The organism is Salinispora cortesiana, assembly GCF_000484695.1.
GTDB lineage: Bacteria > Actinomycetota > Actinomycetes > Mycobacteriales > Micromonosporaceae > Micromonospora > Micromonospora cortesiana.
Window position 1 is genome coordinate 1 of sequence record NZ_AXVR01000081.1, and the last position, 13,810, is coordinate 13,810.

The 13,810-nt window shown below is 69.4% G+C and carries 14 protein-coding genes and 1 pseudogene; 7 read left to right on the plus strand and 8 right to left on the minus strand.

Annotated features, from left to right (window positions below):
* Window positions 1-284: transposase (locus K228_RS0122370; protein ID WP_025620420.1), on the plus strand; the 284-nt coding region annotated here is incomplete at its 5' end.
* A 151-nt stretch (window positions 285-435) separates the two neighbouring features.
* Here the strand turns inward: K228_RS0122370 and K228_RS26010 are convergent.
* From K228_RS26010 to K228_RS0122400, 6 genes and pseudogenes are all read right to left on the minus strand, one after another.
* Window positions 436-1,189: pseudogene (locus tag K228_RS26010) on the minus strand (5-formyltetrahydrofolate cyclo-ligase).
* 21 nt (window positions 1,190-1,210) lie between these two features.
* Window positions 1,211-1,354, minus strand: coding sequence for a hypothetical protein (locus K228_RS26015; protein WP_245603552.1), 144 nt, complete (start codon window positions 1,352-1,354; stop codon window positions 1,211-1,213).
* Between the two features lie 73 nt (window positions 1,355-1,427).
* Complete coding sequence (locus tag K228_RS28985; protein ID WP_188116241.1) at window positions 1,428-1,604, minus strand: hypothetical protein; 177 nt, start codon at window positions 1,602-1,604, stop codon at window positions 1,428-1,430.
* Window positions 1,605-1,641: 37 nt separating this feature from the next.
* A complete protein-coding gene (locus K228_RS0122390; RefSeq protein ID WP_025620422.1) occupies window positions 1,642-2,799 on the minus strand; it encodes a thiolase domain-containing protein in 1,158 nt (385 codons plus the stop codon).
* A complete protein-coding gene (locus K228_RS0122395; RefSeq protein WP_025620423.1) occupies window positions 2,796-3,854 on the minus strand; it encodes a thiolase domain-containing protein in 1,059 nt (352 codons plus the stop codon). Before K228_RS0122395 ends, K228_RS0122390 begins: the two co-directional genes overlap by 4 nt.
* A complete protein-coding gene (locus tag K228_RS0122400) occupies window positions 3,851-4,864 on the minus strand; it encodes a Zn-ribbon domain-containing OB-fold protein (protein ID WP_025620424.1) in 1,014 nt (337 codons plus the stop codon). The genes K228_RS0122395 and K228_RS0122400 overlap by 4 nt, the downstream gene beginning before the upstream one ends.
* A gap of 90 nt (window positions 4,865-4,954) precedes the next feature.
* Between K228_RS0122400 and K228_RS0122405 the strand changes: the two genes are divergently transcribed.
* Window positions 4,955-6,511 carry an acyl-CoA synthetase gene (locus K228_RS0122405; protein WP_025620425.1) on the plus strand — a complete coding sequence of 519 codons (1,557 nt, stop codon included), beginning with the start codon at window positions 4,955-4,957 and terminating at the stop codon, window positions 6,509-6,511.
* Between the two features lie 5 nt (window positions 6,512-6,516).
* Here the strand turns inward: K228_RS0122405 and K228_RS0122410 are convergent, their stop codons facing one another.
* Window positions 6,517-7,311, minus strand: a complete 795-nt coding sequence (locus tag K228_RS0122410) for a crotonase/enoyl-CoA hydratase family protein (RefSeq protein WP_025620426.1) — start codon at window positions 7,309-7,311, stop codon at window positions 6,517-6,519.
* 63 nt (window positions 7,312-7,374) lie between these two features.
* Between K228_RS0122410 and K228_RS0122415 the strand changes: the two genes are divergently transcribed.
* The 5 genes from K228_RS0122415 (at window position 7,375) to K228_RS0122435 (ending at window position 13,255) form a co-directional block, all read left to right on the plus strand.
* Window positions 7,375-8,994: an acyl-CoA synthetase gene (locus tag K228_RS0122415; RefSeq protein ID WP_025620427.1), complete on the plus strand. Its 1,620-nt coding sequence runs from the start codon at window positions 7,375-7,377 to the stop codon at window positions 8,992-8,994.
* Window positions 8,984-10,078, plus strand: coding sequence for an NAD(P)H-dependent flavin oxidoreductase (locus K228_RS0122420; RefSeq protein WP_025620428.1), 1,095 nt, complete (start codon window positions 8,984-8,986; stop codon window positions 10,076-10,078). The genes K228_RS0122415 and K228_RS0122420 overlap by 11 nt, the downstream gene beginning before the upstream one ends.
* 99 nt (window positions 10,079-10,177) lie before the next feature.
* Complete coding sequence (locus tag K228_RS0122425) at window positions 10,178-11,335, plus strand: hypothetical protein (RefSeq protein WP_025620429.1); 1,158 nt, start codon at window positions 10,178-10,180, stop codon at window positions 11,333-11,335.
* A gap of 3 nt (window positions 11,336-11,338) precedes the next feature.
* Window positions 11,339-12,115, plus strand: coding sequence for an SDR family oxidoreductase (locus K228_RS0122430; protein ID WP_025620430.1), 777 nt, complete (start codon window positions 11,339-11,341; stop codon window positions 12,113-12,115).
* Between the two features lie 15 nt (window positions 12,116-12,130).
* Entirely contained in the window at window positions 12,131-13,255 is a 1,125-nt protein-coding gene (locus K228_RS0122435) for a sulfotransferase family protein (protein ID WP_025620431.1), read from the plus strand.
* Window positions 13,256-13,304: 49 nt separating this feature from the next.
* Here K228_RS0122435 and K228_RS27715 read toward each other — a convergent pair.
* On the minus strand, window positions 13,305-13,810 hold a 506-nt coding region (locus K228_RS27715; protein WP_245603553.1), incomplete at its 5' end, for a transposase family protein.

Sequence of the window (13,810 nt, forward strand, 5' to 3'; positions counted from 1 at the left end):
GGCTCTGGCGAACATCATGGCCACAGTTCGTGCCGTTCCTCGACTACGACCACGAGGTCCGCAAGGTCCTCTACACCACCAACATCATCGAGTCCCTCAACGCCCGGTTCCGGCAAGCCGCCCGCCGCCGCGGGCACTTCCCCACCGAGCAGGCCGCGATGAAGGTCCTCTACCTCGTCGTCCAACAGAAACGCAAGAGTGGGAGCATCACCGGCCGGGTCTACGGTTGGGCCAAGGCCCTCAACGCCCTGATCCTCGCCTACGGCGACCGGATCACCATCTAACAACCTCGATCACACCCAACGGCCAAACACGGAAAACGCCACAGTCCCCCGTCAGTGCAACGGTCAACTTCGCGTACACGGATGGTGGATCCTCAGGAGCCATCGTGTCGACTGACGTCTCCACTGGATGATCGCGCTTTGCCGGAATTGCTCAGGAGCTCCGGCGGTCAGGGTATTGGTGCCGGATCACCTCAGCGAGCGCGGGGATGGTCTCTAGTTGCTCGGGTCGGAGTTTGCTGACCATGATGCCGGCGGGCCGGGGCTGGTCGGGAGTGAAGGACAAGATCCTGGTAGGGGTGATCCCGAGGTCGATGCTGAAGTCGTGCTTGTCGTGGGGCAGGACGTCGTCAATGACCTGCAGTTCGTGCACGGTGGTCGCGATGGTGGTGTTTTCGGTGATGAGACCGGCATCGGTGAGGAGGGCCAGTTCAAGGTCCGAGTAGCCGGCGCCTTTGCCGACTCGTACGCCGTCGGGTCGGCCGATGGCGACGCTTCCGCAGACAACGAGGTCTACCGGGCACATCTCCTGCGGTCCGACCAGGGGAGCGACGTCGGCAGCACCGGTGCTGGTGGCGGCGATCTCGAAGGGCACGGTGAGGGCGGCGGGATCAAGCAGGTAGAACGGTTTGGTCGTGGCGAGTTTCGGTACCGCCATGTAGAGCAGTTGCCTGCGTGTAGCGCCTGCACCCGAACGGGCAACTGGGCGCGGTCGGGGTTGCACTTGATGACGCGGCGTTCCTCCATTGGTCGTGCTGGGCCAGGCGAGCTACGGCTTGTTCCTTCCCGGCGAAGTCGGGGATGTGACCATGCACGCCGGACGGGGCGGCGTTGCCGCGTTCGAGGAGGTCCCAGACGCGTTGCCGGATGGCACGTTTCGCGTGGTCGAGGTCGCCGAGGGTGGTCACGCTGCGTCTCGTCCTTCACCGCTACCGATCTTCGGTCGTACGTGCGTCACGCCGGGCGTCGGTAGTGCACCCGACCTCGAACGCCCACCAGCCAAGGTTCTTCCCCGACTGCAGTAGCGCCTTGATGGTGGCCAGGTCGGCATCGGCGGGCACGGTTAGGGCCACGAACGGGAACTTTTCATTGAACGACTCACCGCCAAGGGTAGGCCACCGTGACGGTCGACAGCGCGGTGAGCTGTCAGCGGGTGCCGTAGAAGGCGGGTGGGGCGGCTGGGTCGGAGTCGTCCTCGCTGGCCATCTCCCGCGCGACCTCGGCGGCGGTCGGGCTGAGGGCTGCCACGGTGGCCGCGATGCCGAGGGCGGCGAGCGCCACGCCGATCGCCGCACTGAGGAACAGGGTTTTGAAGGTGTTCATCTGGACCTCCCCATCGGAATGAGAACCTGTACCTACTTCACCGACCCGCGGTGTCGCTGACGACCCACATCGAGAAGAACTGCGACCCGCCGCCGTACGCGTGACCCAGCGCCGTTTTCGCTCCGGCTACCTGGTGCTCGCCGGCCCGTCCCATCACCTGCCTGGCCGCCTCGGCGAAGCGCAGCATGCCGGAGGCGCCGATCGGGTTGGAACAGAGCACCCCGCCGGACGGGTTGACGGGCAGGCGTCCGCCGATCTGGGTCTCGCCCGACTCGGTGAGCTTCCAGCCGTGTCCGGCTTCGGCAAAGCCCAGGTTTTCCAGCCACATCGGCTCGAACCAGGAGAACGGTACGTAGATCTCCGCTACGTCGACCTCGGCGAGGGGGTCGGTGATCCCGGCCGCCTGCCACAGCGCCTGGGCGGCCTCGGCGCCGGCCCTCGGGTTCACGTGGTCCTTGCCGGCGAAGTAGGTCGGCTCGGTGCGCATCGCCGTCGCCCGGATCCAGGCCACCGGCCGCTCGCTCGCCTCGGCTGCCGCCTGGTCGCCGATCACCATCGCGCAGGCACCGTCGGAGGAGGGGCAGGTCTCGTCGTACCGGATCGGGTCCCACAACATCGGCGATGCCTGCACCGAATCCAGCGTGATCTCCGGCTGGCGCAGGTGCGCGTTGGGGTTGAGCGCACCGTTGCGCCGGTCCTTCACCGCGACCATCGCCCCGACGTGCTCGGGCGCGTTCGAGCGTCGAATGTAGGCGCGGACGTGCGGCGCGAAGTAGCCACCGGCCCCGGCCCCGATCGGCGCGGTGAAGGGCGGCTGGATGGAGAGCGCCCACATCGCGTTGGACTCTGACTGCTTCTCGAACGCGACCGCGAGTACGCGTTGGTGCACGCCGGCCCGGACCAGGGTGGTCGCCACGACCCCGGTGGCGCCGCCAACCGAGCCCGCGGTGTGCACCCGCAGCAGCGGGCGCCCGGCGGCTCCCAGCGCGTCGGCGAGGAACAGCTCCGGCATCATCACGCCCTCGAACAGGTCCGGTGCCTTGCCCAGCACGACCGCGTCGATCTGCGGCCAGTCCACGCCCGCGTCGGCCAGCGCGCGGTCGATCGCCTCCCGGCACAGCCCGGCCATCGACACGTCGGTACGGCGCGTCTGGTGCTGCGTCTGCCCGGTACCCAGCACGGCTGCTCGTCTCATGACCTCGCCTCCAGCAGACAGATGAGGTTTTGCTGCAACGCCGGCCCGCTGGTGGCGTGTCCGGCCGCCCGCCGTGCCTGGCCGCTCATGACCTGTTCGGCGGCGGTGCCGATGCGCGCCAGCCCGGCCGAGAACATGGGGTTGCCGCAGAGCGCACCCCCGGATGGGTTGATCCGGACCCGGTCGCCGAGGCCGAGTGCCGTGCGTAGCAGCAGCTCCTGGTGGGTGAAGGGGGCGTGCAGCTCGGCCACGTCCAGGTCCGCCGGCAGGGCCACCGCCTCGGCCGCGGCGGTCGCGGACGGCACCGTGGTCAGGTCCCGCTCGCCGAGGCCCTGCGGGTCGACCCGGTGCGCCACGCCGCTGATCCAGGCCGGCTGCTTCCGGTGCCGGCGGGCGCGCTCGCCGGCGGCCAGCACCAGCGCGGCGGCGCCGTCGGAGACGGGTGCGCAGTCGTGCGCCCGGAGCGGATCGGCGACGTAGGGCGTGGCGACCAGGTCGTCCACGGCGAGCTGGCCGGACACCTGGGCGTAGGGGTTGGTGCTGGCATCGGCCCGGCTGCGGGCCGCCACTTCGGCCATGGCCTGCTCGGTGACGAGCCCGGCGTCGATGGCAAGCCGGGCCTGGAGCGCGGCGACACTCACCGAGTCGGGCCAGAGCGGCGCGGCCACATATGGGTCGAGTTGCAGCGCCAGCACCCGGCGCAGCAGACCGGCCGAGGACTTGCCGAAGCCGTAGACCAGCGCGGTCTCCGCCTCGCCGGCCAGAATCTTCACGTACGCCTCGTAGAACGCCCAGGCCGCGTCCATCTCCACGTGCGACTCACAGATCGGCGGGTACGCCCCGATCGCGTCGATCGCGTTGACGAAGGAGAAGGCCCGGCCGGCGAGGTAGTCCGAGGAGCCGGAGCACCAGAAGTCCACCTCGCGGCGGTCGAGGTGGGCCGCCGACAGGGCCTGGTGGAAGAGCGGGACGAGGGTTTCGACGCCACTGGTGGTCCCCGCGGACGGTCGGCAGGGTGCCTGGGCGAAGCCGATGATGGCGACAGCCGGGTTCACAGGTGCTCCTGGTAGGACTCGTACGGCGCATCCGGTTCGCCGGTGGGGCGGAAGTGCGCGATGTTCTCCGGGGTGGTGGACCAGGTCGTCGGGGGCCGCCAGACCGCGGCCACCCGCATACCCATCCGGACGTCACCGGCCTCGCCGAGGATCAGGTGGGGGATCGGGATGTCGGCACCGTCGAGGAGGACCTGGGCGACCACGTACGGCGGGTCCAGTCGCTGCCCGGCGAAGGGAACGTTGACCACGCAGAACGTGGTGACCGTGCCGTGGTCGCGGATTGGCACCTCCTCCTCGGTCGGTACCCCGTCGGCCGGGCAGACCCGGGGCGGTACGTAGACCTTGCGGCAGGCCGGGCAGCGCTGGCCGAGCAGCCGCCCCTCGGAGAGTGCGTGCAGGTATCGGCTCTCCTCGGCGGAGGTGGTGTGCGTGTAGGAGAGCCGAATCGGTGTCGCTATGCCGGTGACGAGCTCGCCGCTGGTGTCGGGATCGCTGCCGGTGCCAGCACCGCTGCTGGTGTCGGGATCCGAGCTGGTGGCGTCACCGGGTGTGCGGGGCGGGCCCGGGTCGGGCTCGAAGCAGGCGATGTCGCGGATGTGTCCGGATCGCTCCGCGGCCCAGCGGATGCGGACCCGCATGCCGGTCCGCATCGACTCCCGGGTGCCCGCTTCGACGGCGTGCAGCAGCGCCGTGTCGGCTCCGTCGAGCCGGATCAGTGCCCAGCCGAACGGTCGGTCGAGGGGCTGCCCGTCGAGCGGTCGGTCGGTCCAGGTCCAGCTGGTCACGGTGCCGGTGGGCGGGACGGGAACGAGCTCGGTCACCGGGGCGTGGGTCGCCGGATCGTATTCGAGCGGGGGAACGTGGACGCGGCCGTCGGCGGTGCGGGCGCCGAGCACTCGACGGTCGCGCAGGCCGGTCATGAATCGCCCCAGGACCGGGCCGAGGGAGCGGGTGTAGTCGAAGACGATGTCCAGTGGGGCGGCGAGCGGGGGCGCCGAAGCGGTATCCACGAGAGTCAGTGAAACATGTTCTATCGAGGCGAATCAAGGTCGCTCCTCGGCTGCTGTTCAGGAAGTGGAACACGTTATAGAGTTTGGTCCATGACTGGCATCGGGCTGTGGAACATCGCGAGTCAGGATCCGGATGGGATCGCCGTCGTTGACCCGGATGGCCGAGTCGTCACGTATGGCGAGTTGGCCGCCGAGGCTGACCGAATCGGGCGCGGCTTCCAGGCGCTCGGGCTGATGCCCGGGGACGCCGTGGCTATGCTGCTGCCCAACAGCGCCGACCTGCTCGCCGCCGAGTTCGCGGCCTTGGAGACGGGGCTGTACTCGGTGCCGCTGAACTGGCATCTGACCGCCGCCGAGATCGCCTACATTCTGCGCGACAGCGGCGCCCAAGCGTTCGTCGCGCACGGTCGATTCGCTGAGGTCGCCGCGGCTGCCGGCGTCGAGGTCGGCATCCCGACCGGCAGATGTTTCGCCGCGGCCGGTGGGGTTCCCGGGTTCCGTCCGCTCGCTGACCTCGGCACCGGCACCGGCACCGCCGATCGCCCCGCGCCGCGCACACTTGGTGCGCTGATGGTCTACACCTCCGGAACGTCCGGGCGGCCCAAAGGCGTACGCCGTCCGCTGACCGGCGCCGACCCGGACACCGTTCCGCCGGTGTCACTCTGGTTCTTCGGGCTGTTCGGCCTTGAGCCCTTCGACTCCCACGTGCACCTGTGCTGTTCGCCGCTCTACCACACCGCGGTGATGAACTTCGCGGTCATCTCGTTGCAGCTCGGGCACCCGGTGGTGCTGATGGACCGGTGGGACCCACACGAGATGCTGCGGCTCATCGAACGGCACCGGGTCACCCACAGCCACATGGTGCCGACCCAGTTCCGTCGCCTGCTCGCCCTGCCGGAGAAGGTTCGGACGGCGTACGACCTGTCGTCGATGCGGGTGATGATCCACGGCGCCGCACCGTGTCCGCACGAGGTCAAGCGTCGGATGCTCGACTGGTGGGGGCCGGTGGTGGTGGAGTACTACGCCGCCAGTGAGGGCGGCGGCACCCTGATCACCGCCCAGGACTGGCTGGCCCGGCCCGGCTCGGTCGGGCAGGCCTGGCCGGGCTCGCAGGTGCGGGTGCTCGACCCGGACGGCAACGACGCGCCAGCAGGCGAGCCCGGGACGGTGTATTTGCAGATGGGTGACACGACCTTCGAATACTGCGGCGACGCCGAGAAGACCCGGCAGTCCTGGCGCGGCCGCATGTTCACCGTCGGCGACATTGGATACCTCGACGACGATGGCTACCTCTACCTGTGTGACCGGAAGAGCGACATGATCATTACCGGCGGGGTGAACGTCTATCCGGCCGAGATCGAGGGGGAGCTCGCCGCTCATCCGGCGGTGGCGGATGTCGCGGTCTTCGGCATCCCGCACGACGAGTGGGGTGAGGAGATCAAGGCCGTGGTGCAGCCGGAGCTGGGGGTGGTGGCCGGCCCGGAGCTGACCGGTGAGTTGCTGGAGTTCTTGACCGACCGGCTGGCCCGCTTCAAGCTGCCCCGGAGTGTGGACTACGTCGAGGAGTTGCCCCGCGACCCGAACGGCAAGCTCTACAAGCGACTGCTGCGCGACCCGTACTGGGCCACGCAGCAACGCTCGATCTGACCTGGCTACCGCCCCTCGAACTGGGGGGTGCGCTTCTCGACGAAGGCGCGCGGGCCCTCCTTGGCGTCGGTGGTGCGGAACACCGCCGTCCCGATCGGGGCCTCCAGGGCGAATGCCTCGTTCTCGGCCAGGCCCTCGGTCTCCCGCATCGTGCGCAGGATCGCCCGCACCGCCAGCGGGCCGTTCGCGGCGATCATCCCGGCCAGCTCGAGGGCCTTCTCCAGGGCCTGCCCGTCCGGCACGACGTGACCGATCAGGCCCACGTCCCGGGCCTCGTCGGCACCGAGCTGGCGGCCGGTGAGCAGCATCTCCGCCGCGACGGTGTACGGGATCTGTCGGACCAGCCGGACGGCGGAGCCGCCGAGCGGGAAGAGGCCCCAGCAAACCTCGGAGACCGCGAAGCGGGCGCTTGCCCCGGCCACGCGGAGATCGGTTGCCTGGAGGATCTCGGTGCCGCCCGCCACCGCCGGCCCCTCCACCGCGGCGATGAGCGGTTTGGTCAGCCGCCGTCCCTTGAGTAGCGCGTCGATCCGGGAGAGGTCAGCGCCGTTGAACCGGTCGCCGGGGTGGGACTGGGTCATCGCGCGGAGGTCGGCGCCGGCGCAGAAGGCGCCCCCGGCCCCGGTGAGCACGCAGGCGCGAATCTCCGGATCGTCGTCCGCGCGGTCCCACGCGTCCCGCATGATCGCGAGCATCTCGGGGGAGAGCGCGTTGCGAACCCGTGGCCGGTTCATCGTCACGATCAGGATTTGTCCACGTTGCTCCACGAGTGCGTGTGGCTGGTCGGCTGCCGATTCCACGGGCGCCTCCTTCGGCGATTTCCAAGGCTTGTCAGCAACGATAACAGGTTCTACTTTTAAGTGATGGTGGCAAATATCGCAGACCTGTTTGAGCATGCGGTTGACGCCTTCGGTGACCGTCCCGCCGTGTTCCTCGGCGAGCAGGCGATCAGCTACCCGGAGCTGGAGGAGCGCGCCAACCGGCTGGCCCACTTCCTCCGTGACCGCGGCGTGCGCCCCGGTGACCATGTGGGCCTCTACGCTGGTAACTCGATCGAGGCCGTGGTGGCCATGATCGCCGTCTACAAGCTGCGCGCCGCGGTCGTCAACATCAACTATCGGTACGTCGAGAACGAGCTACGCTTCCTCTTCGCCGATGCGGAGCTGTCGGCGCTGATCCACGACCGTCGCTTCGCGCCCCGGGTCGCTACCGTGCTTGCCAGCGCCGCCGGTCCGCACACCGTGGTGGCCCTGCCCGACGGCTCGGCGGAGGAGATCGGTGGGTACGGCGGCGTGCCGTACGCGGACGCGCTCGCCGCCGGCGACCCGGAGCGGAGTTTCGGTGCGCGCTCGGCGGACGACCTCTACCTGCTGTATACCGGTGGCACCACCGGCTACCCGAAGGGTGTGCTCTGGCGGCACGAGGACGTGTGGCGCGCCCTCGGCGGTGGCGTCGACTTCATGACCGGCATTCCGCTTGAGGACGAGTGGGCCCAGTCCGCTCGGGGTGCCGGTGCGGCCTCGACGGTCCGCCTGTGTATGGCGCCACTGATCCATGGCAACGCGCAGTGGGCCGTGCTCGCCGCGCTCTTCGCCGGCGACACCGTGGTGCTGCTGTCGCGCTTCGACCCGGAGGAGGCCTGGCGGACGGTCGAGCGGCGCCAAGTGAACGTGATGGTGCTGATCGGTGACGCGATGGCCCGTCCGATCATCGAGGCGTATGCCGCCGGTAGCTACGACGGCTCCTCGGTGGCCGCGGTCTCGTCCAGCGGTGCTCTCTTCTCCCCGGGGGTCAAGCGGCAGTACCTGGAACAGTTGCCCGACGTGCTGGTCACCGACGCGATCGGGGCGTCGGAGACCGGTTTCATCGGGCTGGGTGTGGTCGCCGAGGTGCCCGGCGGCGCGGTGCAGGACCCACGGGTCACGCCTGCTCCGAACACGGTGGTGCTCGGCCCGGACGGGCGGCCGGTGCCGCCGGGCGGGGAGGGCCGGCTCGCGAAGAGCGGCTTCCTTCCCCTCGGCTACTACAAGGACCCGGTCAAGACCGCTGCCCTGTTGATCGAGGTGGACGGCGTGCAGTACGCGCTCCCCGGCGATCTCGCCCGAGTTGAGGTTGATGGCACCATCACGTTGCTCGGTCGGGGTAGCACCTGTGTGAACACCGGCGGTGAGAAGGTCTTCCCGGAGGAGGTCGAGGGGGCGCTGAAGACGCACCCCGACATCTTCGACGCGCTGGTCGTCGGGGTGCCCGACGAGCGGCTCGGGCAGCGGGTGGCGGCGGTGATCCAGCCCCGGGCCGGCGGCACGCTCGACCTGGCGGCGGTCCGAACGCACCTGCGGGAGCAGATCGCCGGCTACAAGGTGCCGCGGTCGATCTGGCTGGTGGACGAGATCTCCCGCACGATCAGCGGCAAGGCTGACTACAAGTGGGCGCAGCGGCATGCGGAACAACATCCGGCCGAGGAGGTCAGCCATGCGGACTGAGCTGTGCGACCGGTTCGGCATCGCGCATCCGATCGTCGGCTTCAGCCCCTCCGAGCACGTGGTCGCGGCGATCAGCCGGGCCGGTGGCCTGGGCGTGTTGGGCTGTGTGCGATTCAACGACCCGGACGAGCTCGACGCGGTCCTCACCTGGCTTGACGAGGAGACCGGGGGGCGCCCGTACGGCGTGGACGTGGTGATGCCCAGCGCCCAGCCGACCGAGGGCGCCCCGGCCGATCTCGACCGGCTGATTCCGGCGGGGCATCGCGACTTCGTGGAGCGAACCCTGCTACGCCTCGGCGTGCCGCCGCTCGGTGGCAACGGCGAGCACCAGGCCGGCGTGCTCGGTTGGCTGCACTCGGTGGCCCGCAGCCACGTCGAGGTGGCGTTGAGGCACCCGGTCCGACTGATCGCCAACGCTCTCGGTCCGCCACCGTCCGATGTGATCGCCCGGGCGCATGCGCAGGGCGTGCTGGTGGCCGCGTTGGCCGGCCGGGCCGACCACGCCCGTGGGCACGTGGCGAGCGGGGTCGATCTGGTGGTCGCCCAGGGGTACGAGGCCGGCGGCCATACCGGTGAGATCGCCAGCATGGTGCTGGTGCCGGAGGTCGTCGACGCGGTCGGCGAGCGGGTACCGGTGTTGGCCGCGGGGGGCATCGGTAGTGGTCGCCAGATCGCGGCGGCACTCGCGCTCGGCGCGGGTGGCGTCTGGATGGGCTCGGTCTGGCTCGGCACCGCCGAATACGAGAGCAGCTCCGCGCTGCGTACCGCGTTGCTCAGGGCCGGGTCGGCGGACACGGTCCGCAGCCGGATCTATACGGGCAAACCAGCCCGGCTGCTGCGCAACCGGTGGACCGAGGCGTGGCGCGAGGAGGGGGCGCCCCGGCCGCTGCCGATGCCGCTGCAGAACCTGCTGGTGGCGTCGGCGCACAGCCGGCTGATGGACTCCGATGACCCGACTGTCGTTCCGATGCCGGTCGGGCAGATCGTGGGTCGGATCAATGAGGTGCGACCCGTCGCCGACGTGCTGGCGGAGCTGGTCGCCGAGGCGGAGGAGAGACTGGCTCGCCTCGGGACGTTGCGCTAAGGGGGCGGTGGCCGCGGAAACTGGAGCGTGCGGCGCCGAAGGTGCGCCAACAAGATGGTCACATTGACGGAAAAGTAGAACATGTTATATCATTGTTTCGTGCTTACTCAGCCGTTTGTCAAGGCCATTGCGGAAGCCGAGCGCGTCATCGCCGAGGCGGCCCACGTCCGGGGCCAACAGGATCTGGTCGAGGGCTACGACTACCTGGCTGGCGGCGTGCGGAGCTCGATCCAGATGGCCTGGGCCTACAACCACGAATTCCCCTATTTCGTCCGCTCCACCGGCCCGTACACGAAGATGGGCCTCGACAATCCAGACACCCTCTACTTTCACGCGTGGCTCCGCGACGACGCGGAATATGTGGTGACCGGCCGTCGGGGCAGCACCGCCGACCTGAGCTTCCAGATCCTCGACGGCTCCTACTCTCCGGTCAACGTCCCGGGCAGCCTCACCGCCTTCGACGACCGTGAGATTGAAATCGGCGCGGACGGCACCTTCGAGATTCGGTTCGGGCCGGGGCTCTCCGGCCCGAACGCGTTCCCGCTCGCCCCCGGTTCGGCCATGCTCGTGGTGCGCGAGGTGTTCAGCGACTGGGCGGCTGAAACCCCCGGGATGCTGCGTATCCACCGCCCCGACACCATTGGCGTGGCTCCGCCGCCGCTGACCGAGGAGACCCTGGCCAAACGCTACGCCGTGGCCGGCAAGATCCTCACCGGTCGGATCCACACCTTCCTCGCGTTCGCCGAGCGGTTCTACCTGAACCTCCCGGTGAACACCCTGACGCCGCCTCGGCTCACCCCCGGCGGCCTGGCGACCCAATACTCGTCGGTGGGCCACTACCAGCTCGCCGAGGACCAGGCCATGGTGCTCACCGTGCCGGTCTCCGACGCGCCCTACCAGGGCATCCAGCTGGGCAGCATGTGGTACATCTCGCTGGACTACAGCAACCACCAGACGAGCCTCACCGTGCCCCAGGCCCGGATCGATCCGGACGGCATGATCCGGTACGTGATCAGCGAACGCGACCCGGGGGTGGCGAACTGGCTGGAGTGCACCGGCCACGATCGCGGCTACGTGCAGCTGCGTTGGCAGCGGCTCTCGCACGCGTTGACCGCCGCGGACGGGCCGCGGGTGGAGGTGGTCGCGGTGGATGACCTACCCAAGCAGATGCCGTACCACGAGCGGATCGGGCGGGCGGAGTGGCAGGCACGCATCGCCGCCCGACAGGCCGCGACCGCGGCCCGGATGCTGGGCTGAGCCGTGCTGCTCGCGGAGAAGATCGTCGTGGTGGCCGGGGTCGGCCCCGGGCTGGGTCAGGCCATCGCGGTGCGGGCCGCCCAGGCCGGCGCCGACGTGGTGCTCGCCGCCCGCACCGAGTCCTTCCTCACCGAGGTGGCCGGCAAGGTGCGGGCGGCGGGTCAGCGGGCCCTGGCGGTACCCACCGACCTCACCGACGGCGAGTCGAGCGCCGCCCTCGTGCGGGCCGCTCTCGACAAGTTCGGCCGCGTCGACGTGTTGGTCAGTAACGCCTTCGAGATGCCGCCGATGCGCGGTCTCGGGAAGGTCGAACTGGCCGACCTGCGGTCGAGCTTTGAGGTCAACGTGCTGGCGGCGCTGCGCGTGACTCGGCTGCTGACACCCGCGTTGGTGGAGTCCGGCGGCTCCGTGGTCATGGTCAACTCTGCGGTGCTGCGTCACTCCCGGCGGGCGTTCGGCCCGTACAAGCTGGCCAAGGCCGCGCTCCTCGCGGCCGCGCAGAATCTGGCCAGTGAGCTTGGGCCGAAGGGCGTGCGGGTCAACTCGGTGGCACCCGGCTGGATTTGGGCCGACAGCCTGCGACTCTGGTTTGACTACCAGGCGAACCAGCGGGGCGTGCCGCCCCAGCAGCTCTACGACGAGGTCGCCGCCACCACCGACCTGCGCCGGCTGCCGGTGCCGGACGAGGTCGCCGACGCCGTGCTGTTCCTCGGCTCCAGCCTGGCTCGGGGCATCACCGGCCAGTGCCTCGATGTCAACTGTGGCGAGTTCCATCACTGAACCCCGGGAGCGAGCATGAGCAGCACCCGTACGGACGTCGGCACGATCGAGGACCTCCACGCCTCGGCGACCCGGCTGACCGGGCTCGACGACTTCGGCGACGACGACTACCGCGCGGGGATGGGCGAACTGCTCGCCGCGTACCGGAACGAGGCGGCTCTCACGCCCACCGGTAGCAAGGTCTCCCGGGCGTTTCTCCGTGCGGCACTGGTGTCCCGGCTCCTCAGCGAGGTTGCCTGGCGGCAGTTCCCGGAGTACGCCGAGGTCCCGGTCGCCCGTCCGGTCTTCGTGACCGGTCTGCCCCGAACCGGAACCACGGCCCTGCATCGGTTGCTCACCGCCGACCCGGCTCACCAGGGGCTCGAGCTGTGGCTGACCGAGGTCCCCCAACCCCGCCCGCCGCGCAACACCTGGGAGTCAAATCCCGTCTACGCCGGTCTGCAGGCCGGCTATGAGCAGTACCACGAGACCAACCCGAGTCTGCGGGGTGCGCACTACACCGCGGCCGACCAGGTGGAGGAGTGCTGGCGCTTGCTGCGTCAGTCAATGATGTCGGTGTCCTTCGAGTGCCTGGCCTACCTGCCGAGCTACTCGCGGTGGTTGAGTGAGCAGGACTGGACTGCTGCCTATCGGCGGCACCGGCGTAACCTTCAGCTCATCGGCCTGCACGACCGAGATCGCCGCTGGGTGTTGAAGAACCCGAGCCACCTGTTCGCCCTCGACGCGCTGCTCGCCGTCTACCCCGACGCCGTGGTGATCCAGACTCATCGCGCGCCGCGGGAGGTGGTCGCCTCGGTCTGCAGCCTCAACGCGCGGGCGTGCGAGGGCTGGTCGGAGTTGTTCCGCGGGGAGGTGCTCGGTGGGGCGCAGACGCAGCTCTGGTCGCGTGGGCTGCGGCGGTTCATGGCCGACCGCGAGCGACACGACCCGGCGCACTTCATCGACGTCTACTACGACGACTTCGTGGCCGACCCGATCCGGGTCGTGGCCGGGATCTACGACCGGTTGGGGGTCCGGTTGACCGCTGCCGCGCGGGCCGCGATGAGCTCGCTGCACCAGCAGCGAAAGCCTCCCGCGCACCGCTATCACCTGGCCGATTTCGGACTGAGCCCGGCTACAGTGGATGCCGCCTTCGCCTAAGGGATGTCTCGTAACTCGGTGGAGGTGTTGTGTGGCAATGGTGCTGGTGTCATCCGGCGAGGATGATGTTGTGGAGGTGGGCGATGCCGGATGTGGTGTCGGTCAATGTGTGGGCGGCGCAGCGGTAGTCGCGCAGGATCGTGAAGGTCTTCCTGCGGGCCAGGGCGTGTTCGACCTGGGCTCGGACGGTGCGGTGGTGCCTGTTCAGGTGCTTCTTCCAGTCGGGTAGTTCGTTGCCGTCGGCGGGTTTGCGGTACGGGATGATCACGTCGGGGTTGCCGCAGTAGGCGCCGTCGGCCATGACCGGCCGTCCTGCCAGCTTCTGGTCGATGCCCGAGGTGCGGTAGACGATGGTGTCGTTGCGGTTGCCGGGTCGCGGGTCACCCAGGGCTACGACAAGGTGGGTGGGGGCGTCGATGGCGACCTGCAGGTTCGTCGAGTAGCGGTAGTTCTTGCTCGGCGCGGCTAGTACTGCAACCCGATGTCGTGACTTACGGTGGTTCAAGTCGTTCGCGGTAATGACAGGCTCGGGCTTGTTCTTGGCGTCGGCGGCGG